Genomic DNA, 23,891 nt, shown 5'->3' on the forward strand with positions numbered 1-23,891 from the left:
ACTAATAACTAATTTATGCCTTTGACTTTTTTGCGACGAAACCTGACTCCTTATTTGTTTTTGCTACCTGCTTTATTTATTTTGAGTTTGACTGTTTTGTGGCCTGCGGTACAAGCTTTTTATTTGAGTTTTACCAACTACGAATATGATTTAACTCAAATGCCGCAGTGGGTGGGTTTAAAGAATTTTGAGAGGTTGTGGGGCGATCGCACATTTTGGCAAACTTTGACGAATACGCTGCTGTATCTCACCTGCGTTGTGCCTGTATTGGTTGTTCTACCGTTGGGAATGGCGATTTTGTGCAACCAAAAACTTAAGGGGATGAACTGGTTTCGAGCCGCATACTACACGCCGGCGGTGATTTCAATGGTTGTCGCCGGGATTGCTTGGAAGTGGCTGTTTGCTGAGACTGGACTGCTGAATCAGTTGGGGGAATTGTTGGGTTTACCTCCTGTTTCTTGGCTGGCTAATCCGAAGTTAGCAATCTTTAGCGTCATGGCAGTTACTATCTGGAAAGGATTGGGCTATTACATGGTAATTTATTTGGCAGGGCTGCAAGCTATTCCGGCAGAACTTTATGAGGCGGCTGCTATTGATGGTTCTGATGGTTTGGGAAAGCACTGGGATATTACTGTGCCGCTGATGAAGCCGTATTTAGTTTTGGTTGCGGTAATTTCGGCGATTTCTGCTACTAAGGTTTTTGAAGAAGTTTATATTATGACTCAGGGCGGCCCTCGCAATAATTCTAAGACTGTTGTTTATTATCTTTACGAACGGGCTTTTAAGGATTTGGAAATTGGCTATGCTTGTACGATCGGGCTGGTTTTGTTTTTGCTAATTTTGGGTTTGTCGATTTTGCAAGTTAGTCTTCAGGGTTTGACTCGCAATGATTAAGATTGGTGACTGATTGGTAGTGAGTGAGATATTGCAACATTCTGATCTCAAGAACAGGCAAGATGCCTGTTCCACAATACATCACATCTTAAAAACAGGCAAGATGCCTGTTTCACAATACATGAAATTTCTTGTGGGGTGTCCCGCCCTTCTAATTTATACTAATTTTAGACTTGAATCTCAAAGTAATGCGATCGCTCACGGTTTTGGGCAGGTCTTATTGGTGAAATCACAGGTATAAATATAGGGTTTCTGCCAGTTAAGAGGAATTTCTAATAAATCCCTGGTTCCGGTCATTCCCTGTCCCAGAAAGAGCAGCACGGCGATCGAGTTTAATATCACATGGATAGTGCGCCAGCGATTTGACCGGTCTTTGTAAATGTCTTGAATGATGGCAAGGGAGAAAACCATAATTAGCGCAGCGGCGATGCCAATGTAGTAGTGAGACCAGTACCATTCATTGGTTCGCCGATAAACGCCATCTTGAGTGCCAAGAATCACCAAACCAGTACCTGTTAGGGTCGCAAATATGCCGCGCCATAAAGCGGGTGTAGCTCGATATAGCATCACCAAAGAGGCGACAGTTGCAACAAACATCAGCACAATGAAAATGACCTGAAACGAGTTTTTGCTCCAAACATCCTTGCTCAAAATATGCTCAAAAATCGGGTAGGCTAGACCCACCAACGTCACTCCTACCACAGAACCTGACAGAATTCGACCTGCTTTGACGTGTTCTGAACCGACTACAGGTGGAATTTTGCTCTTGGTGTCGATCGCAATTTGCTTGCGACGCTGCATAGTTTGCCACGCCATATTGAGAACAACACCAAGCATAGGAAAAACAATCGCTACAGCTAAAATAGGATGCAGCAAACCCAGAAAATCTTTAAATTCCATAGATCACCTTTTTCTTGAGGAGAGTTGGCTTCATTAACCCGGTTTTTGCGATACATAATATCATATCCGGCGATCTAAGCACAGGAATTTGGTAGTCAGGACTAATAGTAATTGTTCATCGGCATAGATACAACTGAAGTCCTGACTACCAACACGCTTTATGAAGGATAAGTCACCCAATATTTTGCTCGCTCAGAAAATATAGCAGTTGTCAATTGTGTGAGGTACAGCTTGTTAAGGAATGAGAACTAAATAACTTCCACTCTTGAAAGTGGGATGGGCGTCCCGCCCGTCCAAAACGGACGGACGGGACGCCCATCCCACAAACTTGTGGAAGTTATTTAATTCTCATTCCTTAGCGGAACAGTTCTTTGTTATTCAGAATAGCAGGCCAATTTTTGTTTCCTGAAGCAATGTGACCAGGAATATCCCCCATCCACTGTGCTTGTACTTTCTTGTCGTAGTTGAGATAAAGCTTCCCATTAACGATTTTCCAGGCGTCAGGCTGAGTGACAACAAGATGCCCTTCACTGGTTCCCTGGGCGCAATATCCACCGTATTGAGGAGCATACTTTTCAGGATTTTTAGCAAACATATCACGGTTTGCTGCATTAGCAAACATCCAAGTTGTTCCACCCCAATTATGTTTAAATTGGCTAACTCCCATAACTAATTTGCTTTGGGTGAAATAGGCTACAACATCCTGACCATCAAGAGCCACACCTTTTTCGGTGTAAAATTCAGGATGAACGGTTGCTGTGCTGCTTTTGCCCGCACAAGGATTGGCTTTACCCGCACAAGGATTGGCTTTACCCGCACAAGGATTGGCTTTACCAGCACAAGGATTGGCTTTACCCGCACAAGGATTGGATTGTGCAACCTTGGATGAAACCGTTGTAGAGTTTGAGTTTGTTGATGCCTTGAAGTTGCCGTAGCTAACATTAGTTGTTACCAAACCGAGAATGGCGGCAATGGCGATCGTAGTAATGTATTTTACTTTCATGTGTCTAATTTCCAGATAAATTGTTAGTAATTCCACGCCAGATGTTTGCTTGAGAGTTCTTGCTCTCTGGGAATTATGCTGGCTTGTTGTTGTCCTCAAGCTTTGAGGTTATTTACATTAATGCTCAAGAAAATGAGTGCTAGATGAGGAAGAGATGGATGAGAGATAAAACTCTGAATACTTTATACGTCCCTTTATTCAGCAAAAATTCATCGGGAAATTAGGAACGCATCATCTAGTTACCCGGAATTTCTTATAGAGTGGAGATTAACCCTGACTATCCTTAAGAGTCCTTGATACACTCTTGGCTTAGCAACCGGGTTTCTTGCTAGATATCTGGTTTCTCAACCCAAGATTGCTGATGAGAAACTTAGTAGTGCAGTAATTTAATCGCGAGTTGAGAAATTATGACAGGAAAAGACTGGTTAGTGACTGATGATGGACAGTGCAGTATTTTTGAGGCTACAAGTCAAATTGAAGATTTGACTCATCCCTACCGACTTTACCGCTTTTTAACTGACTTGGAAGATGTATTAGAGCAAATTAGTGATGATTATTTACGACTCCAGGCAATTTGTCCCCTTGTCCGCAGGTTGTTAGATAGTTCTTCCTGGTTTCAAATTGCTCTCCTTGAGCCTGACTCTGAGACAGGCTGGGCCGTACAAACACTGTATGATGAACCATTTTTTCCTCTGACGGTGCAGTTGGTGGCTTGGGCTCCGGGTGCTGTTTCTCCGATTCACAATCATGCCAGTTGGGGACTGGTGGCGCTACTTGATGGACAGGAGAAAAATACTTTTTGGCAGCGATCGCCAACTCGCAAGTTTCCCGATAAAATCACAACAGTGGGCGATATTTTGCTTGCCCCTGGTGACGTTTTGTGCTTAATGCCAGATGCGATTCATCATGTGGAAGCACTGGGAGATCAACCAACCATTAGTTTTAATCTTTATGGTGTAACAGATTACGATCGGCGATTTGAGTTTAACCAGATTAAAGGCACTGCGGAAAACTTTTAAGATAGCAGCTTGATGAATTTTTTGATCGATAGTCCTGGACGCACTCATACCAAAGAAACCGGGTTTTTTAGCGAATCTCCTGGCTATAACGAAGGATTTTCGTAAAAAAACCCGGTTTCTGACTGTACAGTGCGTCCAGGAACAATCTAGTTGGAATTTTTCCTAATTTTAATGCTTAAGTCTCCTCGCTACCTGACGATATAATGAAGCTAATTAGCCAAGTTAGAGCCGCTATCAACCATCTCACGGGCAAGCGAATTTCCACCTCTTCGCTTCAGTTTCGCCTGACGCTGGAATTGCTGGTACTCTCGATTTTAGGACTTAGCAGTGTGGCATTTTGGGCCGGCTGGCAAAGGTCGCAAAATCTAGTCGGTGCCCATAAAAAAACCCTGGAATACATTGGAATACGCTTTCCAGAACAGGTTGAGCTTTATAGTGAAATGGGTTCACTAGAAATTGGCTTAACCCGAAGCGTGCATAAAGCTTCCACAGGAGGAATCATGGTGTGGGTGAAGCGAAATGATGGGATGCTTTTGGTGAATTCACCTGATATGGATCTGCAATCTTCTAAGATTACAAAGATGATCTCGTTGACGGAAGTACCTGCTGAGCCGACTTTTGTTCAGGTAGGCGATCGCTACTTGGTGATCTGTAGCAGAACTCTGAGGATTAAAAATGAGTTACTGGGTACGGTATATTTCTCTCAAGATATCACTGATGAGCAACGTCAATTAAATGATGGGATTCGCAGTCTAATTGTTGTCAGTGTTGTGGTAATCTTAGTGTTAATGTTGGCCATCGCCAGTCGCATTCGTCATGCTCTCCATCCTTTGGAACATATGAGTCAGGTAGCTAGCACTTTGTCTGCTGATAATTTGCAGGCGGCAAAACTCCAACTGCATCAGGCTCCTGATGAGATTTTAGGACTAGCACAAACCTTTAATGAGATGTTGTTTCGCTTATCTGGTTCCTGGGAGCAACAACGCCAATTTGTCGGTAATGTTTCCCACGAATTACGCACTCCTCTGACGGTTGTAGTTGGTTATTTACAAAGTTTGCTGCGACGCAGCACTAACTTAAGTGACTATCAGCAACAAGCACTGGAAACAGCCGTTGGGGAAACTGAACGCACGATTCGGATGTTAGAAGATTTGCTGGATTTGGCAAGGGCTGATAGTGGCAACTTGCACTTTCGTTTGAATCCGGTGATGCTGAATACTCTGGTGGCTGAGGTTGCCCAGATGAGTCAAAAAGTTAGCAATCGAAAAATTATTTTCGTGTCAAATGATGAGGATGTTGTAGCCTGTGCGGATCAGGATCGTTTACAACAGGTGTTAATTAACTTAGTCGATAATGCAATCAAGTATTCTGCTCCCGAACAACCAGTTGAGTTAGTATTAGAAAAGAGGGAACAGCAGGTGATGATTCATGTGGGCGATCGCGGAATTGGTATTTCTCTCCCCCATCAAAACCGGATTTTTGAGCGATTTTACCGGGTGGATGAGTCAATGACGCGCTCTAGAGACGGTACAGGGCTGGGATTGGCGATCGCCAAAAGCCTGATCGAAGGCATGGAAGGACGTATTACGCTCCGATCTAAACCGGGAGAAGGTAGTATTTTTACTATCACCTTACCTGTCTGGAATCCGCAGCTATGAGCGATCGCATACTCCTTGTTGAAGATGACCCTAAACTGGCAAAGTTCATCGAATCTGAACTTAGTCTTGAAGGATATCACGTCACTGTCGCCCCAAACGGATTGGATGGATTAACGATCGCTCGTGATGCTCAAGCGGATTTATTAATTTTAGATTGGATGCTTCCCGGCATCTCTGGATTAGACATCTGTTTAAGGTTGCGATCGACTGGTGTTCAAGTACCAATAATTATGCTGACAGCAAAAGATGAAGTACCCGATCGCGTGACGGGATTAAATGCTGGAGCCGATGATTATGTTACTAAGCCTTTCAGTATGGAAGAACTCCTCGCGAGAGTTAAAGCACGTCTGCGCCGATCTCAAGCAAATGACCCGGATAATTTACAATTTGAAGACCTAATATTGAACGGTTTAACCCGTGAAGTTTATCGAGGCAGTCAACTAATTGAACTCACTGCCAAAGAGTTTGATTTGTTAGAATTTATGCTGCAAAATTCCCGTCAAGTCATTACCCGTGACCGAATTTTAGAAAAAGTTTGGGGTTACGATTTTATGGGAGAGTCAAACATTATTGAAGTGTATATCCGTGCGTTACGGATTAAATTAGAAGCAAGTAACTCAAAACGCCTGCTGCATACGGTTCGGGGAGTTGGATATGTGTTGCGAGAGCAAAAGTGAGGAGGGGCGGATTTACAAATACTTCGGATATGAAGTATGGATACTGGTGAACCCGCTCCTATTATACTATCTATTTTTTTGTAAAAAATCGACCTAGAAATCCGGTCGTTCCTGATAATCTTCCGCAGAACTCGGGTCTAATTCCCACCGGCTTTCATCTCGATGTTCCAGCATATCTGTTGTGTGCAAAATAGCCCCATCCGGCATCTCTATGCCCGCAGCGGCTCCGAGTTCATCAACCATATCCAGGTCTGGAGTAGGCGCGGTTCCGCCCACAGATTGCTCGCCCGTGGCACTTTCTTGTTCCGCAGCCGGATCGCCGTCCTCGCCGCCGATTTGGGAAGTGGAAGAGTATTCCGAACTGCTGTCCTGCAGAGTTGTTATGTCGTCTTGGCTCACTCCCGGTTGATCGATGACGCCTGTACCGTAAGATTCGGTAATTTCTTGAGGCAATTCGCCCAAATTATCACCATCTCTTGTTGTTTTTGCGTTGCGTTCCTTTTGCTGTGCCACGAGACTTGCTCCTGTTTGTTTTTGAACTCAATTAAATTAAAAATGTCCGAATTTCGCTTGAGCTGAATTATTTTTAGTAATTGCCAATGGCTATCATTAAATGACATTGTAATTGCTATTTAAGCTTTTAGCTTCTATCCCAGGAAATATATTGATTCTGAGCAGCTATTTCATTGGGAATACAAAAAGCGATCGCCCGTTTGATAAGGGCGATCGCTTTTTAATGGGGATGTTAATTCTATTCGGGAAAATCAGGAATTACCCATTTGGGGGGTTCCGTCCGTTTCCTTCTCACCGCTTCCTCTGCTATTTCTAGCATTTTATCCAGAGAAGTATTTTCAATAAAGTTGGACGTTGCTTCTGCGTATTCCCGCTTCGGGCACTTGTCGCCCAGAATGCAGCCATTGACGCAAGCTACAGCACAATCGACAGTGTTCTCCACCATAACTTTTTTCCTTTCGCGGTTCCAACAATTAATAGGCAGGTACTCTGGGTGAATTTGTCAAGAGACTGCTCTATATCTTTATTTTACTTCACAAATTGTCATCAAAGGTCGATCGCCAGGGCAAAACTGTTATAAAATCAAAGCAACCTACCTAATCTGCCGATCGTGAACAATTTTCTGCGGCGCTTAAAACTTTTACCTTGGCGAGAAATGCTGCAAATTTCCGCCCTCGTCAACTCAATCGTGATTGGAGTGGAGCTATTTTTAGCCTGGGGTTTCACGCAATCGCGGCCAATCCGCAACGTCGTGACGCTTCTTTACGGCTCCTCCCTCGGGACATTGATACCTTTCGTTGCTGCACTGGGAATGGGAGCTTTAGCAGTGTACTTTTTAGAGTATTGGCAACAACAATTTTTGCTCAACCGAATTAGTTTGTGGGTTTTAGTTTTCTGCGTGCTCTTGGGTTTGGTGTTAAAGTCATTCCTACCCATCCCTCCTTTATTAGCAAGTTTATCGGAAGCTGCACTCATCGGAGTTACGGTGGGAGTTTTTTGGAAGGGCCGACCTTATTGGCGATAGTCATGCCATTTTAGATTTTAGTTTTTAGATTTTAGTTTTTAGATTTTAGTTTTTAGATTTTAGATTGGCTATGACTGATGAATATTCGGGTTTGGGGGTTGTCTATAGTTACATTTTTTTTGTAAATATAGTATGAGGTGCAAATAGCGGACACTAGCCAGAAAAATTGTGCGCTATTGGCACCTTACAGAAGATAAATTGTGCAGAATTACCGATCGACTAAAAACACAATTCTCAATTCCCCAATTTCATCGCATTTCAGGAACTCTCACAGTCTCTGTAGGAGGCATCATCGCTTCTTTAGCATTCAACTTTTGATTCAACTCCCGAATCCGGCGCGACAGCAAGCGAATAATATTCACCGCAATTCCCGGCGTTTCATCAATCGCATCGTATAGCTGCATTTGAGTCAGCATCAAACACTCGGATTGTTCGAGAGTAGAAATAGAAGCTGATCGAGGTTCTGCATCAAACAGCGACATTTCCCCGAAACAAGCCCCCGCTTTCAACTGTGCCAAATCCCGATCGCCTATATGCACCCGCACCGTTCCCGATACCAAAATATAGAGAGATCGACCTTCTTGTCCTTCCGTAAAAATCCTGTGCTTAGAAGGAAATGAAAGTTCATCCATTACCGATGCTAGACGCACGAGAAAATCATCCCGCAGTTCCTTAAAAATCGGAACCTCCCTCACAAACAATAGGCGTTCGACGCTTGTTAACATAATGAGATGCAATGATTAATTTAAACTTAAACAAAGGAAGAGGAAGAGGCATTGGGCATTGGGCATTGGGCATTGGGCATAGTTTCTTTTTGTTCCCTCATCCCTCTTCCTTCTTCCTTCTTTACCTTTTCCCCCCAGCACCCAACTCTGCCATCATTTCTTCAACTTGAGCGGATACCAAATTATCGGGGTCATTTTGCAGCCTGGGCAACAATTCGACCAAAGCCCGCGGCGAGGCTATTTTCAAATAGGCTAACACTGCTTCGCGGACAAAACCCGTCGGGTGCTGCAGACAGACAAGAGTTTGTTGAGCCGTAAGACTCCAGCGCGCTTGTCTCGCCAAGTGAAAGCAGCAGGCCAAGGCCCAATCGGAAAGGAAGTGGCGCAATTCTAGCAAGCGGCGCAAACGATCGCTAGGCGCTAGAGGTTTGTAAACCATCAATTCCGAGAGGTTGCTCAATTTTTCTCTTTCCGAGTGTTGGTCTAACAAATTGATGAGCGATCGCTTCCTAGCTATATCCACAGTATTATCGAGAATTTCCAATCCCCTCGCAACCAAAGAAGGTTGGCCAGAAGCGATGTTGAAAGCAGCGGCTTGTACCGTGTCCAGCGGATAAAGAAACTTCATCAGCAAAAAACACCGCTCCCTAGCATCAGCTTCCAATCCCGCCAGAGCCCGCTGCAACAATTGAGCCGTATCGTTCCCAGGTGCTCCGGTGCTGTTGGCTTCCCGATCCGAGAAATTGCCGTAGGTTGTTACCCCAGAAAAATCTACTAGAGCTGCATAAATTTGACCGATAAACATTAACTCCTGTTCGATAAGAGTTTCCAAGCCGCTACGGCCGATGCGGTCTAGAACCCCTTCTATCCCCGCTTCCGAAGGCATTTTCAACAGGATGCGGAGGATATTGCGCCTCGTCGTTCCCCAAGCCGTCATCAAATTGCTCACCAAAATGTCGATCGCCTCATTTGTCCCAATTTGACCCAGAGCCGTCCAAGCTTGCAACCTGACCAAATCCGACTTGTGGATATCCTCAGCCAAATAAACGAGCAAAGGAATGGCATCGTTGTGAAGTTTGACTATAGCCTGCAAAGCCGCTTCCCTAGTCGATTTGTAACCAAGTCCGCGCAACAGCGAAGGATAATATTCTTCCGAATGAGTAGACGAAATCACGTCTAACAGAGCGCAGCGCACTCGCAGAGATTCATCTTGCAACAGATTGGGGATATGCAGCCGCAGTCCTTGCAAATAATCAGCTTCTCCCAGAGCCCGCGTCCCCATAACACGTTCCCGCTCTTGTTTGTGCGTCAGCATTTGGCGCAGCGTATTAGTAGCCTCTGCCTTTTGCAGGCGATCGCCCCTTCTCATAATTAAAGCAGCAGCAGTCCCCCGCACCACCGGATCGACCGTCGGCTGCAAGTAAGGCCGCAAGCTCTCAATATTCGGTTCAGCTTCCGTCAGCCAGATGTAGCGCAAAGCCAAGGCCAGAACCTCCGGCGGCAAGGATTGCTGCGAGAGTGCGCGGACTGATTCTAAATAGGCGGGGTTCGGGTGTTGCAGCATCGTTTCCAAGCTCTGGCGCTGCAAACCAGGGGACAGCGAATCGAGGAGGGGAGCCAGAACTTCTCCGACATTTTTGGGGTCAATTTGCGTCAGGAGTTCTATGCAAGAGCGCTTTTCATCTTCGCCCCCCGGCTTTTGTAGAGTTTCCACCACTGCGCGCTTGAGAGCTTTGAGGTCAACGTCTGTGACGCCCAAGCGCCCCCGCTCCGCACTTTTGACCAACAAACCCACGTATTGAGAGCGGATCAACCATACGACAAACACCCACAACAGTGCCAATATGACGATCACGCCAATAAATATCAAGCTTTGCTGGTCGTGAAATACATTTTCGTCTTGCTGGGGGAGTATCTTGCCTGTCACCCACAGCATAATCAGGATGCCTACTCCTGTAGCTCCGCAGGACAAAGGTTCGCCCACACCGTTGACCAGAGTTTGAATGCCCGATCGAATATTGTCGGGAATCGGTTGAAATAAAACCGGGCTAACGGTTTCCAACAGGGTGTAGTGCAGCAGTTCGTCTAAAAATCTCAGCAATATTAGCCCGATGAACACAGATACTAGCTGGCCGAGCGATGCTCCTAGGGTCAGCACCCCGAGTATAGCGATACCCGCCGGCAAAATCATCGCCGTCACGAATACACCGATTCTTTCCACCAACCGGCTCGAAGCGAACCATTGAGTCGCCACTTGAAACAGGCCTTGTATGCCTTCATAAATGCCCAGGAAGCTAGCGATCCAGCTAGCTCCGTCCCCCGGGTTTTGGTATTCTAGCTGGCTGTAGAATTGGAAATCTACCAGCACGTAGACGACTTCTGCGAGGATGAAAAAACTGACTAGAGGTACGGCGTATTTTTGAAGTGGGCCTGTAACTTTGCGGGCGGTAAATTCTTCTTGGTCGTCGTCTTCATCATCATCATCCGTCCAGTGAGCCGTTTCCGGGAATGCTTGGCTGTATTTTTCCGTGAGGTAGTACAGCAACACCGAGCCGATCGCCACCATCAACCCCGATATGAGGGTAACGTTTTTGAGTCCGACTACGTACAGCAAAACAGGCAGAGAAAATCCGCTGACTACTCCAGCTACTAGATAGCCGCTACTGACTAGCGGATAGGTGCGCTTGATTTCTCTAATATTAAACAGTTGGTTGGAAGTGATAGAAGTATTAAGGTCGTTGAGGACATAGCAAGCTTCTACCCACAGCCACATCAAAAAAATAGTAATAAAAGCGATGCTGACGCCAGCTATCTTAGTATTTTCGTAGCCGATCCCGAATCGAAATAAAAATAGCGGTATCGACATCATTGCCAGAACAACCACTACGGTGCGCCTTAGCGGCAGGATTTTTTGCAGCCACGAGTAGACAAATCCCAAGCCAGAACCTATAAACGCGCTGGCTATATAAATCCAGGGCATTTTGTCTGCACCAAATTCATCTAGAAAAAGACCTACTGTGCTGAGTTCCAGCCAGATCAGCCCGACGGAGGTTAGAGTGTAGACGAGGAACATCAGTACGGTTCGCTCTACTTCTTCCGATCGCAGGTTGAGCGATCGCAGCACTCCTTGTCTTACTCCCGCCGAACCGCTGATTTGAAAATTTTCCATGCAGCGTTGATTTCCCTGTGTGGTAGCTTATTCCTGACTAACTTCCGAAGTCATCAGCTATCAGTCACCAGTTTATGACTGATGACTGCTCACTAATGACTATCTATTTATACTTTCTTTGGCGACAGCAGCATCATCATACTGCGTCCTTCTTTTTTGGGGGCTTGCTGCACTTCTGCGATTTCCTGCAAATCTGTGGCCATGCGCTTAAGCAAGTCCTCTGCTAGGTTGCTGTGTTGGATTTCCCGACCTCTGAACATGATCGTGGCTTTTACTTTGTCCCCAGATTTGATAAAGCGGTCTGCTAGTTTGAGGCGCACTTGGTAGTCGTGTTCTTCAATTTTGTAGCGCATCTTCACTTCTTTAACATCGGCAGTGTGCTGCTTCCGCTTTGCTTCTCGCGCTTTCTTTTCCTGCTCGAATTTGTACTTCCCATAGTCCATTACCCGGCATACGGGCGGGTCAGCTTTGTCGCTGACAAGTACGAGATCGAGTTCTTTTTCTTCGGCGAGGCGCAGCGCTTCTGCAGGTGTCAATATCCCTAGTTGCGCGCCGTCGGTATCGATTACCCGGATTTTGGGGTATCGAATATTTTCGTTGATCTGGGGTAGGTTGCGATTTTGTCTTCTTTCAATCACAGGCATGAATGGTTTTACAAGCAGTAGTTTAATAGCGAAGCTTCTTGATAGTTACAGGTTTGAGCGGTCAATTTTTCACGATTGACGATCGAACTGTTTTATAAGGTGTTACCCTTACCGGACGTACTACCGCGCCCTGTGCCCCCTCCGCTAAAGCCTTGGGGAATATTTGGACGATCGTAAATGAATTCTTACAATACTTGCTATTCTACTCAGTCTGGCTGAGTTTCTGCCTAGTTTTATTTTAACTTCACACACGATCGCCCGCTCCCAGGCCCGATCGATGACAAAACCGTCAAAAATTCAGGGTAAAAGTTGAAGGATGAGGTACAACCGCTTTTGCTAGCCCATCTCCCCCGGTCTGGCAACTCCCCCAAGTCGCCTGATTTGCCTTGTAGAATAGGTATAACCAAGTGTAAATTTATGTTGCGAGCTGAGGCAAAATTGACAAATTCTCTGCTGTGGCACCAACGGGTGGGAACTCAACGAGACTGGATGTGGCGGGGCTGGCAAACTCGCTACACTTATTTGCGGCCCGATAGGGTACGAAATCAAGGCGCGCTGGAATTTCAAGATTCTGGGGCCAAACCAATGGCCCCGCGCGCATCGGGAACGCCGATTATTTTACTGCACGGGTTTGGAGCTTCGATCGGACACTGGCGACAAAATCTCGCCCAACTCGCCGAAAACCAAACGGTTTACGCCTTGGATTTGTTAGGGTTTGGCGCTTCCCAAAAAGCTCCGATCGACTACTCTGTCTCTTTGTGGGTCGATCAAGTTTATGATTTTTGGCTAACTTTTATCAGAGAGCCAGTAATATTGGCAGGAAACTCGATCGGCTCACTAATTTGTCTGGCCGTAGCGGCGGCTCACCCGGACATGGTGGCCGGCACGGTGATGATTAGCCTCCCAGACCCCTCTGTGCGAGCCGAGGCGGTGCCTGGATGGCTGCTTCCGGCGATCGAAACGGTTGAAAGTTTGTTTGTTTCTCCGATCGTACTCAGGCCTCTGTTTTATTTGGCCCGCAAGCCTTCCTTTGTCCGCCGCTGGGTTGGCTTTGCCTACTCCAACCCCGAAGCTGTCACCGACGAATTAGTTGAAATTCTAGCAGGGCCAGCGGGCGATCGGGGAGCAGCCCGCGCCTTCTGCGCTTTATTTAAAGCTGTAGGGAGTACACAATTTTGCCCCAGTGTCAAGATTGTGATGCGAAATTTAACAATCCCCATGCTGTTAATTTGGGGCAAACAAGACCGGATGATTCCCCCTCGGTTCGCCCGACCCCACCAATTTGTCGAATGCAACCCCAATTATTTAGAGCTAGTTGAATTAGACAATGCGGGCCACTGTCCCCAGGATGAATGCCCGGAACAAGTAAATCAAGCCATTTTGAACTGGATGAGCCGGAATTTTGCACCTATGGGCGAGAGCGAATTGCAGCACTGTTGATTAGACGTCAACTACCGCACACCAACCCGAAGGGTCTGGTGTGGGCTTGAAAAAGCCTGTTGACCAGACGGCTAGTTCTTGACTAGCAGGCGTTAAGACCAAGCGTTAAACTTCGTACCTTGAAATGCGTGCCAGTTTCAAGCTCTACAACCGAGCAATTAAACAGGTGATTAAGGGAAAGCCAGTGTTGCTCAGATAGTACCGAGTCTTAACATCGTCGAGGCAAACTTAACCAAGAAATTGAGTGATGCAGTAATGCGTACATTTGTCCTAGATAAAAACTTGAAACCTCTTGACCCATGCCACCGGGCACGGGCAAGAGAACTATTGAAAAAAGGGAGGGCTAAGGTTTTTAAACGCTATCCGTTTACCATTGTTTTACAGGATAGGATTCTCGAAGATTCGGTAACTCACTGTCACCGAATCAAAATTGACCCAGGTAGCAAAACTACGGGTATTGCCGTGGTTCAAGAGCAAACTGGTCGCGTCACGAACGCATTAGAAATTGCTCACCGAGGGCAACAAATTAAAGAGGCTCTCGAATCTCGCAGCTCGCTCAGAAGATGGCGTCGCAACAGAAAGACCCGTTACCGCCAACCCCGTTTTTTAAACAGAACCCGTAAAACAGGATGGTTGCCACCATCTCTTGATAGCCGTGTTGCCAATATTGAAACCTGGGTTAGGCGAATCAGAAAGGTCTGTCCCGTTACCGCCATTTCTCAAGAATTGGTGCGTTTCGATTTACAACAGTTCCAGAATCCTGAAATTTCTGGAATCGAATATCAAAGGGGCGAATTATTCGGTTTTGAAATTAAGGAATATTTACTGCAAAAATGGAATAGGAAGTGCGCTTATTGCGGTGCGACAAATGTTCCTTTCGAGGTTGAGCATATTCTCGCCAAGTCTAAGGGAGGAAGTAATCGGGTCAGCAATCTGTGTCTTAGTTGCCATTCCTGCAACCAAGCCAAGGGAAGTAAACCCGTTGAAGAATTTCTCAAGAAAAAACTTGAAATCCTTCAGCGGATACTAGCCCAAGCCAAGACACCTCTACTGGATGCAGCAGCCGTCAATGCTACTCGTTGGGAGCTATACAGAAGACTACAGTTAACCGGACTGCCCGTGGAATTGGGTTCAGGGGGACGAACAAAATTCAACCGCCAAACCAGGGGAATAGAAAAACAGCATTGGACTGATGCAGCTTGTGTCGGGGAATCAACTCCCGAAAGACTACTGCTAAATAGCGTGAAACCTTTGCTAATTAAGGCTAAGGGACACGGAAGAAGACAGCGCTGCGGAACCGACAGATTTGGGTTCCCCATTCGTCATGCACCGGCGCAAAAGTTATTCATGGGTTTTCAAACTGGGGACTTGGTGAAAGCTAACGTCCTCACTGGAAAATATGCAGGAAGCTACACAGGCAGAATTGCAATTCGGTTTAGACCAAGTTTTAAGCTAACCGCAAGAGACAAATGTTTTGACGTGCATCCAAAACATCTGACAACTATTCATAAGGCTGATGGCTATGAATATTAGTCCTAAAAACAAGGATGCCCTGTCGGGCAACTTATTTATTGGCGACAATTTCCCAGACGCTAATCCGTTGGCGGTACTCGCGGAGCTCGATATATCCGCCTCGGTTATAGCGTCCGCCCCCTTGTCGCATTTTAGGTGGACGACTCATGGAGCAAAGTAAGTCTCCGTCTTTCTGTGATGTCATGTATCTACTGTTATTGATGGTTGCTTCTTTGAGAAGCTCAGAGATTGACACAATCACCAAGATAGTGTATCTTCTCTAACTGGTAGTACAGATCCAAGTTATGCAGTTAGTCGAAAGGCAAGTCATTAAACCAAATCACAGGTTTTACCCAGAAGCCGATCGATTGTCTTTGCTGTCCAACAAACTTTACAACTGCGATAACTACTATATCTACGGTCAAAACTTTTTCTCAGGTCAACCAACCAATGCTCTGGCTGTCGATCGAACACTCAAAAAGAGTCTAAAGTACAAAGCATTGCCGGCCCAAGTAACACACAAAACTCTCCCGTTACTGCTGAAAACATGGACTAGCTATCATAGTGTTAAATTGGCGGGCGCGATCGCGATCGCCCCACTAAGTTTCAAGCAGCACCGAAAATCCCTGATTTAAAAAATCAGAAAAAAAAGAGTAGGGGCGATATGTAGTTGTATTTAACTGTCAATGTGTTAGCAAAAAAGTTAGCAAAAAAGCTTTTTCCAAAAAAAATGTTAGTTTGTCTGGGACTAACATTTGCCGGTATTGAAAAGTTACCTAAATCTTGGAAATCCGGATTGTTGTCGAGGTAAGTTGTTAAGTTATTGAGGTAGTTTAGGAAAAGTTAGAACAAAACGCAAGTGTAAAGCGGATTATAACCCTAGCCGTAACGATATTCGCCAACATTAAAGAGCTATGAAACCCCTCCCTGGAAGAAAGGTAAAATTCTACCTTCTAACTTGTACCTTCTAACTTCAAGAAACACCTTGTCTCTTGCTCCTAAAAATAAATACCTTCCCTTGTGTCCACAATCTTTCAGTCTGCTTATAACCGATCGCCCCCAAGTATACGGGAAAGTTCAAAAATGCCGGTATCTGGCATTTTGGAGCCTGTTAACGCATAAAAAAGTCAATTTAGCCAACAACTGACGGCCCCCGTGCCCCCGGTCTGCTGGCGGCTAACTGCTGAAAGCCTCTGAGGGCAAGCAGCGCCCTTCCAGCTTTTGGCAGTAACGCAAACGAGGAAAAAACTGTCGTGAAATTCCACTGGCTACTACCGAGTTTCTTAAGTGTATTTTTGCTCGCCGGAGCCGCCGAAGCAGCTAGACTGCAATCTTGGCGGTTTGATGCTTCAGAGAACCGGCTTTACATTACAACAGACGGGGGAGTACAACCCAAGGCTCAACTGATCTTCAACCCGATGCGGTTGGTAATCGACTTGCCGGGAACGAGTCTGGGTCGTCCCTCGGTCAGCAGACCGCTCTCAGGAGCGATCGAATCGGTGCGGGTAGGGCAGTTTGACAACGATACGACCAGAATTGTCGTCGAGATCAGAGACGGGTTTACCATAGACCCTCAGCAAGTAAAATTCCGGGGTATTTCTTCGAGCGAATGGACAGTGGATTTGCCAACGCCGGTGCGGGCAGAAACTCAAAATCCGATTTCAGAGCCAGGGGGAGAAAGGTTATCGGTTGAACCTTCAGCATCCCAAGCCGAGTCAGCCCAGGCGACTGTAGTTCAAAACGTTCAGGTGACGGCGGACGGTTTTTTAGTCCGCACCCAGGGCCGTCGCCCCCAAATTAATTTTGAACAAAGTCGCGCTGGGGACATCGCTACCCTCGATATTGAAGGAGCTACTTTAGCTCCGGCCCTAAGCAGCCAACAGCCTCAAACGAACGGTCAGCACGGGGTTGACAAGATTGAAGTCCGGCAACTGCCAACAGACCCGCCCGTTACCCGCGTGACTTTGCGGATGAAGAGTCCTAATACTCAGTGGCGGGCGTCTGTGAGCAATTTGGGCGGGGTTGTGCTATTGCCTGGAAGTGTAGTACGACAGCCCTCGGTTCCCCGCCGCCTGACTGTAGACCCTCCGGCTAGACAAGCTCAAGGAAATTTAGCGAGAGTTCAGTCAATTGATTTAGCCAGTAACGGCACCCAACTGGTGGTGAGAACTGACCGCCAAGTCTCCTATAGCAGCGGGTGGGCTCAGGGGTCGAGAGCTTACTGGATCAGGATCGCCTCTAGTTCCCTGGCGGGGGAAATTCCTCAGCTCGATGCCAACAGTCCTGTATCGTTTAGTGCCAGCCAAGAAGATGCGGAGACTGTGGTGATTTGGGTGCAGCCGCGATCGGGGGTAGAGGTAGGCAGGGTGACGAGGCCGAGTCCGCAGTTGCTGTCTTTGCAGTTGCGATCGTCGAATGCTAGCGCGCAGCCTTTGACTCGCACTCCCAATTTGCAGCCTTTGCCGAGAAGGACTTTCGGAACCGATGATTTGCCCCAAGCTTCTAACCGCCGCGCCGTAATAGTAATCGATCCCGGTCACGGTGGCCGCGATCCGGGGGCAGTCGGGATTCAGGGCATTCTGGAAAAGGAGATTGTTTTGGATATCTCGCTTCAGGTGGCGAGGCTGCTGGAACAGCAAGGGGTGCAGGCGGTGATGACTCGGACTGACGACAGGGAAATCGACCTGGATCCCAGAGTTTCTTTGGCGGAACGGGTGAATGCTACTTTGTTTGTCAGCATTCACGCTAATGCGATTAATATGAGTCGGCCGGATATCAATGGGATTGAGACTTATTATTTCAATAACGGCCAAGATTTGGCCAGGGTGATTCACGCCAGTATTTTGGAGGGGACGGGGGCGAATGACCGCCGAGTGCGGCAGGCGCGATTTTATGTTTTGAGGAAGACTTCTATGCCTTCTGTTTTGCTGGAGGTAGGTTTTGTGACGGGTGCTGAAGATGCTGCTAGGCTTTCTGACCCAGCTTACCGCAGTCAAATGGCGGCTTCGATCGCTCGCGGCATTTTGCTTTATCTTCAACAAAGATAATGGGCTGTTGACGGTTGACGGTTGACGGTTGACGGTTAACTGTTGACTAATGCCAACTGCCAACTGCCAACTAACAACTGCCAACTGCCAACTGACAACTAACTATTGACAAATGACAACAGACTCTGGACAACAAAGAATCGGTATTTTTGACAGCGGCGTGGGCGGTTTGACTGTTTTGACCCAGTTGTACCAACAATTGCCCAACGAATCGATACTTTATTTTGGAGATACGGCGAGGCTGCCTTACGGCACTCGCACGCCGTCAGAAATTGTGGAGTTTGTCCGCGAAATTATGGCCTGGTTGGTGGAACAGGATGTGAAAATGGTCATTATGGCCTGCAACACCAGTTCTGCTTTGGCGATGGAGATGGTGCAGGCTGAGTTTGATATCCCGGTGCTGGGAGTAATTCTGCCGGGGGCGCAGGCTGCGGTGCAGCAAGGCAAGCGGATCGGAGTCATCGCAACTCCTGCTACTGCTGCTAGCAATGCTTATCGAAATGCGATTTTGGAGATGGACGATTCTTGCCTGGTGTGGCAGGTTAGCTGTCCGGCTTTTGTGCCGCTGGTGGAGCAAAACCGGATTCACGATCCTTATACTTGTGAGGTGGCTAGGGAATATTTGGCTCCTTTGATTCAGCAGCGCATCGATACGCTGATTTACGGCTGCACTCATTATCCGCTGTTGGCTCCGGTGCTGCGATCGCTTTTGCCTGCTGGGGTGACTTCGATCGATCCTGCGGTACGGGTGGTGGCTGCAGCAGCCAGAGAATTGGAGCTTTTGGGGCTGCGGAATGCTGGTACTGCGCTGCCGACTCGTTTTTGCGTGAGCGGCCCCCCGCAGCAGTTTGCCCAGTTGTCGGTGCAGTGGCTCGGTTGTACTCCTGCTGTTGAGAAAATATCCCTGCCGACAGTTGTACGTAGCGAAGCGGGGCGTAAGCCATCGCCCGTCCCACTGGAATCTGCCGAATAATCCGGAAAATTTATAGATGAATCTAACCCCCCAAAACTCAGGTAAAGCTGGCTCTGGGGGGTTTAATTATTGCGATGTAACCTAGCAATTACACATCAATAGGTAATATTATTGAACAAAAGCTTTGATGAACAATGCAAATAATGTCCTATACGTGCTGGAGCTCTTCAGCCTTGAACCATGTCACCCTATGTATCACAAGCAGTTTTACTTGTAGACGGCTATAACATAATTGGACTTTGGCCTCGACTCCGAGAGAAGCGCGATCGCGACGAACTCGAAACAGCTCGCCGCGAGTTGATTGAGGTTTTAGTTAACTACAGCGCCGTTCAAGATTTTGAGGCCAGGCTGGTGTTTGACGCCCACTATCGAGATACTCCCGGCGTTAAAGAAATTATTACTAAAAATTTATCAGTGCACTACACTGACTTCGGTCAGACAGCAGATACTTATATTGAAAAATCTTGTGCTAGTTTGCGCTACGAGTTGCGATCGGTCAAAGGCAAAGGCCGCATGATTGTCGCCACCTCAGACCGAGCGCAGCAATTGACCGTAGTCGGCTACGGTGCCGAATGGATGTCCGCCGAACAACTAGCGGCTGACGTAGAATCCACCGCCCGCCGCAGCGAGCGCCGACACAAATCCCGCAAACAAAATTCCAGTCGCTTTCTCGCCAGTTCCCTCGATCCAGAATCCCAGCAGCGCCTCGCCAAGTTGAGAATGGGGCTGCATTAGCTGCTGAAACCCGCTCCCTGTCTGACAAAAAAAAAGTTTCTCAAAGGCCTTGCCAAATCGAGGAAGTTCAGCTATTGTTAGTAAATGTGGGTAACAAAAACCCCCAATCCTCGGTAGCTCAGTGGCAGAGCGGTCGGCTGTAATGAATGCAAGCCTTTGGTATCAACCAAAAGCCCTAGTGACATAGCAGCTCTATCCGGTAACGGATACTGAAAAATCGGGTGAATTCAAGGAAACCGCAGCACTTCGGGTGGCGGCAATCTTGAGCCAAGTCTGGCGAAAGGCAGCGGTTACGATCGCAAGTAGCCGGAAAGGTGCAGAGACTAGAGATGAGGAGCCTAACCAATAAATCTCATAGCGCCCGACATCCGACGACAAATCACAAACATGATTTGTAGGGATGATGAAATAGTCCGCCCCCTTCGGAAACGTTGGGATAAGTGTAACCGATTGGTCGTAGGTTCAAATCCTACCCGGGGAGTTAGTAAAAGTCTGAAGTTGGAATTTTCCAGCTTCAGACTTTTTGTTTTTAAGACTTGAGATGGTTTGGGGTCAAGCTTTCTGGTAGCGCCTTAATTCACATCCCTGTGAGTGTGAATTAACTCACCTTCCATAGGTATGGAAATATTCAACTTAGACAACTCCGGGTTTAATATCGCCTTGACAATACCAGAACTCACCATCACCTCCAAACAACCAAGGGCTTGATGAAGAGCTACTCGTGCGTGTTGCACAGAAAAACGTTCCTTAAACAGCAGTACCAACTGCCGATAAATTTGTTCAATGTACTGAGTGCGGCCCAAAATGTCAATCAGCAAACCATATAAACCTGTAACAGGCAAGCGCTGACCGTTCTTCACATAACACTTGATCTTGCTAATTTGACCAGCATCATAAACAGCTACAAACTCGACTTCCGCATCCAATAAATCTAACTGAAACACATTGTATGCCGAAAGTAGCCACGGAACCTCCTGCTGCGAGAAGCGTTGCATCACCTGTTTCATAGAACCCAAATCAAATCCAGCAATCACAGCTTGACCCAAAATATCATTCGTGAATCCGCCTTGAGCCAACCACTGAAAAGCTTTTTCCGGGCTTAAATTCAACCCAGAATCCCGCGCGATTTCCCTAGAATGCTCTTGTAAATCAGTGAACTGACCGTTAGCAGCGTACCAGTAATCCGCGAACCGAATGTGCTTTTTAACTCGGCTGCGCTGATTGTGATCGTATTGAGTTTTCAGCCAGTTAGCCTCGTGCTTCTGCTGCTCTAGTTCCAAAATTGTGTAAGCGACTTCACGGGCACCTGTGTGAGCTAAAGTCATGCCAGCAGCTAAAATTGGATCGGCAAAACCAGCAGCTTCTCCGACCAAAAACCAGTTTTCTCCTACTGTTCTATCAGCCAAAAATGACCAATCTTTTGTAGTTTCAATCTTTCCGGTACTGGTAGCATTAGCGATTAACTTGCTGATGCGGGGTTCGCTGTTGAGTGCTTGAGAATATATCTCCTCTGGCCGCTGTTTCATCTGCTTGTAATGTTCCGCAGGGCAAATAAAGCCGATACTGGTGCGAGTGGGGCCCAAGGGAATAAACCAAATCCACCCGTGACTCAAACTCATTACCTGTACGCGGGTGCCACCAACGCCAATTTTATCGGCCCATTCAGCGTTTGTCCAGTAGTCCCAGATAGCGATATTTTGCAACCGCGTCGGGCAGTGTGTTTCAATTCCTAAAACTCGCCGCAGCACGCCGATGTGGCCGGAGGCGTCGATGTAGTAGCGGGCAGTTATTTGTTCTTGCCGCAGGTGCAGGGTGGTAATGCGATCGCCCTCTGTATCTACTTTAACAACGGGGGTTTCTTCTCTTACTAAACATCCCATTTCTTCCGCGTGACGCAGCAAAATTTCGTCATATTTTGCTCGATCGACTTGGAAAGCAGTTTGCCGTCTCTGTCCCTCAAATTTAGCAGGACGCTGTTCATCTTTAAACTGTTCAGGCTTGATAAAATTAAAATCCCAAGGATTTGGATCTGTTCCCCAGCGATAGGTAGCACCGATTTTAATTGGGAAGTCGGCTGCTTCTACTTTGTCCCAACATCCCATTTCTTGAAGCACATCACTAATTTGAGGCAATTGACTTTCCCCAACGTGATCGCGAGGGAATTTTTCTTTCTCTAGGATTAGCACGCTCAGATTGGGATTGTATTTCTTGATCAGAGTGCCAGCAGTGCTCCCAGCGGGGCCGCCGCCCACAATTACAACGTCGTAATGGCTCATATCACAGAGAGATAGTAGATGCTGAATTTGGGTATTTACGAGAAAAATTTCTAACTATTCAGCCTCCAAATGAGCGAGGCTAAATAGTTATTTTCAACAGGTTTTATTTGAGATGTTCCACCATTCCCAAGAACTTGTAGGGGCGGGTTCACCAACCGCGTTAAATGGTACAAACAGGTTAAGTAAACCCGCCCCCACCCACGAAAAAGCCCCAATTAACATTAGTGCAACCTTTCAGTTTCCAACAGATTTTATCCCACTACTTTCTCATCTTCAGCTATGGGAGAAGTGTGAGAAATCTCCAAATTCTCAGTCCAAGTGTGAGCAATATCCAGATTCTCAGTCCAAGTGTGAGCAATATCCAGATTCTCAGTCCAAGTGTGGATCAAATTCGGTTCTAGTTCATTCATTATCGTAGAAGAAGTGCTGTTAAGTTGTGACATGATAGGTCTCCTTGTAAGTAATAGACTTTGTCTAATTCTAAGATCGATCTGGTTCTAAAAGTACCAAAGTTTACATCTCGTAAGCTACGCAGCTTTTAAAGGTTGCAAAATCTCGCGGGGTTCGGTAAAAGGTTGGTCAAAACTATGGGTTTTTGCATAAACCAGAAGTTGATCGATCTGTTTCGTGAAAATTTCAAACAAATTTTCAACTATCTCAAAAATCTCTTGACGGCTCTCAATAGTCAGTGGTATGTTTTTGATCGATTGCTCAACATCCGGCGTCCCTGTAGTATGACCTGTTTCCACATCCAAATGAAAATAGCCAAAATAGATAAGCTCCTTTTTAGTAATTGATTGGAGTTCTTCGGCAATTGATGCTGTCGCTGACAAGAACACGTTACCCGATGCTTCTACCACTTCCAGGATTGCTAGCTTAGTGATTGGACTGGCTCCAAAAGCGTATCGAAAAATTTGATATGTTACCAACCGTGAAGCTTTTAGTTGTTCGCTCCAGACAAAATTCAAAGCATCGCTGAACTTCAAGGATTTGTTATTAATACCCAGTGTTTCCATGTCGGCCAAAAACCACAACCAGTGATGATCGTCTTCGTAAGTATGATTGTTGATCATTGCCTGAAGAGGATCGTTGGTTGGTTCTTCTCGGAAAATAGACTGGTTCAATTCACCAAAACTCATTGCAAAGTGAGCAATGCAGGGAGCGAAAGCTAGGCGTTGTCTTGGGTCTATGCTTTTGTCTCGCATAAACTCAAATAGCTCTGCTTTAGCAAATTCTTGCTTCTTCTTTTCAATCAATTCTAGGACTTCTTCCATTGTGATGCACCTGATTAATGAATCTATAGGCTAGTAACTTAATCACGACGCAAATGTGATTTAAATCAATAATTGTTGTGTTTGACATCACGTTTAATTATGTTCTCGATCGCCTAAACCTGCGTTTTCGTCCTCCGGGCGTCCCCTTCGTTGTTGGTTAGCGGACTCAAACGTTGAGCAAAACCTTGAGTATATAAAAATTTGTCTGTCATGTGTGCGATCGGCATCACAGAATTTGTTACAATATGGCAATTAACTGGGTGAGGTGTCAGACCGTACATGATTAAGTCGGAGTTCAAACCAGATGTTTGGCTGTCCGCCCGTCCAGACACTTTCAAAGTTTAGGCATCTCGCTATCTAAAAAATCCCTGAGTAATTACTTAGGTTGTAAGGTATCCCCAGTTACCA

At 46.5% G+C, this 23,891-nt stretch carries 22 protein-coding genes; 11 read left to right on the forward strand and 11 right to left on the reverse strand.

Annotated elements, in window-relative coordinates; genetic code table 11:
• Positions 1-15 precede the first annotated feature (15 nt).
• Positions 16-894 carry a sugar ABC transporter permease gene (locus QUB51_RS07690; RefSeq protein WP_333260495.1) on the forward strand — a complete coding sequence of 293 codons (879 nt, stop codon included), beginning with the start codon at positions 16-18 and terminating at the stop codon, positions 892-894.
• 198 nt (positions 895-1,092) lie between these two features.
• Here the strand turns inward: QUB51_RS07690 and QUB51_RS07695 are convergent, their stop codons facing one another.
• Positions 1,093-1,794, reverse strand: coding sequence for a DUF4079 domain-containing protein (locus QUB51_RS07695; RefSeq protein WP_333260498.1), 702 nt, complete (start codon positions 1,792-1,794; stop codon positions 1,093-1,095).
• Between the two features lie 355 nt (positions 1,795-2,149).
• Positions 2,150-2,797 (reverse strand): YHS domain-containing (seleno)protein, encoded by a 648-nt coding sequence (locus tag QUB51_RS07700; RefSeq protein ID WP_333232092.1) that lies wholly within the window; start codon positions 2,795-2,797, stop codon positions 2,150-2,152.
• A gap of 407 nt (positions 2,798-3,204) precedes the next feature.
• Here QUB51_RS07700 and QUB51_RS07705 point away from each other — a divergent pair, with 407 nt between their 5' ends.
• The 3 genes from QUB51_RS07705 (at position 3,205) to QUB51_RS07715 (ending at position 6,151) form a co-directional block, all read left to right on the forward strand.
• Positions 3,205-3,816 carry a cupin gene (locus tag QUB51_RS07705; RefSeq protein WP_333056107.1) on the forward strand — a complete coding sequence of 204 codons (612 nt, stop codon included), beginning with the start codon at positions 3,205-3,207 and terminating at the stop codon, positions 3,814-3,816.
• 203 nt (positions 3,817-4,019) lie between these two features.
• Complete coding sequence (locus tag QUB51_RS07710) at positions 4,020-5,474, forward strand: HAMP domain-containing sensor histidine kinase (RefSeq protein WP_333260501.1); 1,455 nt, start codon at positions 4,020-4,022, stop codon at positions 5,472-5,474.
• The gene (locus QUB51_RS07715) at positions 5,471-6,151 is read left to right on the forward strand and encodes a response regulator transcription factor (protein WP_333056104.1); all 681 of its coding nucleotides are present in this window, start codon (positions 5,471-5,473) and stop codon (positions 6,149-6,151) included. Before QUB51_RS07710 ends, QUB51_RS07715 begins: the two co-directional genes overlap by 4 nt.
• Before the next feature lie 93 nt (positions 6,152-6,244).
• On the opposite strand, the gene QUB51_RS07720 is transcribed toward QUB51_RS07715, so the two are convergent.
• Both QUB51_RS07720 and QUB51_RS07725 read right to left on the reverse strand, forming a co-directional pair.
• Entirely contained in the window at positions 6,245-6,664 is a 420-nt protein-coding gene (locus QUB51_RS07720) for a DUF6335 family protein (protein ID WP_333056103.1), read from the reverse strand.
• A gap of 238 nt (positions 6,665-6,902) precedes the next feature.
• Complete coding sequence (locus QUB51_RS07725; RefSeq protein WP_333056102.1) at positions 6,903-7,109, reverse strand: hypothetical protein; 207 nt, start codon at positions 7,107-7,109, stop codon at positions 6,903-6,905.
• A gap of 165 nt (positions 7,110-7,274) precedes the next feature.
• On the opposite strand from QUB51_RS07725, the gene QUB51_RS07730 reads away from it, so the two are divergent.
• Positions 7,275-7,688 carry a peptide chain release factor 1 gene (locus QUB51_RS07730; protein WP_333056101.1) on the forward strand — a complete coding sequence of 138 codons (414 nt, stop codon included), beginning with the start codon at positions 7,275-7,277 and terminating at the stop codon, positions 7,686-7,688.
• Positions 7,689-7,936: 248 nt separating this feature from the next.
• Here the strand turns inward: QUB51_RS07730 and QUB51_RS07735 are convergent, their stop codons facing one another.
• The 3 genes from QUB51_RS07735 to infC form a co-directional block, all read right to left on the reverse strand.
• Positions 7,937-8,413 (reverse strand): Crp/Fnr family transcriptional regulator, encoded by a 477-nt coding sequence (locus QUB51_RS07735; RefSeq protein ID WP_190660410.1) that lies wholly within the window; start codon positions 8,411-8,413, stop codon positions 7,937-7,939.
• Between the two features lie 121 nt (positions 8,414-8,534).
• The gene (locus tag QUB51_RS07740; RefSeq protein ID WP_333209509.1) at positions 8,535-11,582 is read right to left on the reverse strand and encodes a HEAT repeat domain-containing protein; all 3,048 of its coding nucleotides are present in this window, start codon (positions 11,580-11,582) and stop codon (positions 8,535-8,537) included.
• A gap of 107 nt (positions 11,583-11,689) precedes the next feature.
• Entirely contained in the window at positions 11,690-12,226 is a 537-nt protein-coding gene (gene infC / locus QUB51_RS07745; protein ID WP_006635262.1) for a translation initiation factor IF-3, read from the reverse strand.
• Positions 12,227-12,643: 417 nt separating this feature from the next.
• On the opposite strand from infC, the gene QUB51_RS07750 reads away from it, so the two are divergent.
• The gene (locus QUB51_RS07750) at positions 12,644-13,666 is read left to right on the forward strand and encodes an alpha/beta fold hydrolase (RefSeq protein WP_333260504.1); all 1,023 of its coding nucleotides are present in this window, start codon (positions 12,644-12,646) and stop codon (positions 13,664-13,666) included.
• Positions 13,667-13,921: 255 nt separating this feature from the next.
• Complete coding sequence (gene iscB, locus QUB51_RS07755; protein ID WP_333056097.1) at positions 13,922-15,199, forward strand: RNA-guided endonuclease IscB; 1,278 nt, start codon at positions 13,922-13,924, stop codon at positions 15,197-15,199.
• 31 nt (positions 15,200-15,230) lie between these two features.
• Here iscB and QUB51_RS07760 read toward each other — a convergent pair whose 3' ends face one another.
• Positions 15,231-15,434, reverse strand: a complete 204-nt coding sequence (locus QUB51_RS07760; RefSeq protein ID WP_333056096.1) for a hypothetical protein — start codon at positions 15,432-15,434, stop codon at positions 15,231-15,233.
• 49 nt (positions 15,435-15,483) lie between these two features.
• On the opposite strand from QUB51_RS07760, the gene QUB51_RS07765 reads away from it, so the two are divergent.
• From QUB51_RS07765 to QUB51_RS07780, 4 genes are all read left to right on the forward strand, one after another.
• Complete coding sequence (locus QUB51_RS07765; RefSeq protein WP_333056095.1) at positions 15,484-15,813, forward strand: hypothetical protein; 330 nt, start codon at positions 15,484-15,486, stop codon at positions 15,811-15,813.
• 618 nt (positions 15,814-16,431) lie between these two features.
• Complete coding sequence (locus tag QUB51_RS07770; RefSeq protein WP_333056094.1) at positions 16,432-18,225, forward strand: N-acetylmuramoyl-L-alanine amidase; 1,794 nt, start codon at positions 16,432-16,434, stop codon at positions 18,223-18,225.
• 112 nt (positions 18,226-18,337) lie between these two features.
• A complete protein-coding gene (gene murI, locus QUB51_RS07775; protein ID WP_333260508.1) occupies positions 18,338-19,198 on the forward strand; it encodes a glutamate racemase in 861 nt (286 codons plus the stop codon).
• Positions 19,199-19,378: 180 nt separating this feature from the next.
• Positions 19,379-19,933, forward strand: a complete 555-nt coding sequence (locus QUB51_RS07780; protein WP_006635267.1) for an NYN domain-containing protein — start codon at positions 19,379-19,381, stop codon at positions 19,931-19,933.
• A gap of 572 nt (positions 19,934-20,505) precedes the next feature.
• Here QUB51_RS07780 and QUB51_RS07785 read toward each other — a convergent pair.
• From QUB51_RS07785 to QUB51_RS07795, 3 genes are all read right to left on the reverse strand, one after another.
• Entirely contained in the window at positions 20,506-22,209 is a 1,704-nt protein-coding gene (locus QUB51_RS07785) for an NAD(P)/FAD-dependent oxidoreductase (RefSeq protein ID WP_333056092.1), read from the reverse strand.
• A 251-nt stretch (positions 22,210-22,460) separates the two neighbouring features.
• Positions 22,461-22,652, reverse strand: a complete 192-nt coding sequence (locus QUB51_RS07790; RefSeq protein WP_333056091.1) for a hypothetical protein — start codon at positions 22,650-22,652, stop codon at positions 22,461-22,463.
• Between the two features lie 84 nt (positions 22,653-22,736).
• Positions 22,737-23,483, reverse strand: a complete 747-nt coding sequence (locus QUB51_RS07795; protein WP_333056090.1) for a hypothetical protein — start codon at positions 23,481-23,483, stop codon at positions 22,737-22,739.
• Positions 23,484-23,891: the final 408 nt, after the last annotated feature.

Origin of the sequence: Microcoleus sp. AT8-A3, from assembly GCF_036705675.1 — a bacterium.
GTDB lineage: Bacteria > Cyanobacteriota > Cyanobacteriia > Cyanobacteriales > Microcoleaceae > Microcoleus.

Bases quoted from the DNA above. Each gene is read 5' to 3' on its own strand.
- QUB51_RS07715 (WP_333056104.1), top strand. From the start codon at position 5,471: ATGAGCGATCGCATACTCCTTGTTGAAGATGACCCTAAACTGGCAAAG.
- QUB51_RS07765 (WP_333056095.1), top strand. From the start codon at position 15,484: ATGCAGTTAGTCGAAAGGCAAGTCATTAAACCAAATCACAGGTTTTAC.
- infC (WP_006635262.1), bottom strand. From the start codon at position 12,226: ATGCCTGTGATTGAAAGAAGACAAAATCGCAACCTACCCCAGATCAAC.
- QUB51_RS07700 (WP_333232092.1), bottom strand. From the start codon at position 2,797: ATGAAAGTAAAATACATTACTACGATCGCCATTGCCGCCATTCTCGGT.
- QUB51_RS07785 (WP_333056092.1), bottom strand. From the start codon at position 22,209: ATGAGCCATTACGACGTTGTAATTGTGGGCGGCGGCCCCGCTGGGAGC.
- QUB51_RS07795 (WP_333056090.1), bottom strand. From the start codon at position 23,483: ATGGAAGAAGTCCTAGAATTGATTGAAAAGAAGAAGCAAGAATTTGCT.
- QUB51_RS07780 (WP_006635267.1), top strand. From the start codon at position 19,379: ATGTCACCCTATGTATCACAAGCAGTTTTACTTGTAGACGGCTATAAC.
- QUB51_RS07705 (WP_333056107.1), top strand. From the start codon at position 3,205: ATGACAGGAAAAGACTGGTTAGTGACTGATGATGGACAGTGCAGTATT.
- iscB (WP_333056097.1), top strand. From the start codon at position 13,922: ATGCGTACATTTGTCCTAGATAAAAACTTGAAACCTCTTGACCCATGC.
- murI (WP_333260508.1), top strand. From the start codon at position 18,338: ATGACAACAGACTCTGGACAACAAAGAATCGGTATTTTTGACAGCGGC.
- QUB51_RS07710 (WP_333260501.1), top strand. From the start codon at position 4,020: ATGAAGCTAATTAGCCAAGTTAGAGCCGCTATCAACCATCTCACGGGC.
- QUB51_RS07735 (WP_190660410.1), bottom strand. From the start codon at position 8,413: ATGTTAACAAGCGTCGAACGCCTATTGTTTGTGAGGGAGGTTCCGATT.
- QUB51_RS07790 (WP_333056091.1), bottom strand. From the start codon at position 22,652: ATGTCACAACTTAACAGCACTTCTTCTACGATAATGAATGAACTAGAA.
- QUB51_RS07750 (WP_333260504.1), top strand. From the start codon at position 12,644: ATGTTGCGAGCTGAGGCAAAATTGACAAATTCTCTGCTGTGGCACCAA.
- QUB51_RS07740 (WP_333209509.1), bottom strand. From the start codon at position 11,582: ATGGAAAATTTTCAAATCAGCGGTTCGGCGGGAGTAAGACAAGGAGTG.
- QUB51_RS07690 (WP_333260495.1), top strand. From the start codon at position 16: ATGCCTTTGACTTTTTTGCGACGAAACCTGACTCCTTATTTGTTTTTG.
- QUB51_RS07695 (WP_333260498.1), bottom strand. From the start codon at position 1,794: ATGGAATTTAAAGATTTTCTGGGTTTGCTGCATCCTATTTTAGCTGTA.
- QUB51_RS07725 (WP_333056102.1), bottom strand. From the start codon at position 7,109: ATGGTGGAGAACACTGTCGATTGTGCTGTAGCTTGCGTCAATGGCTGC.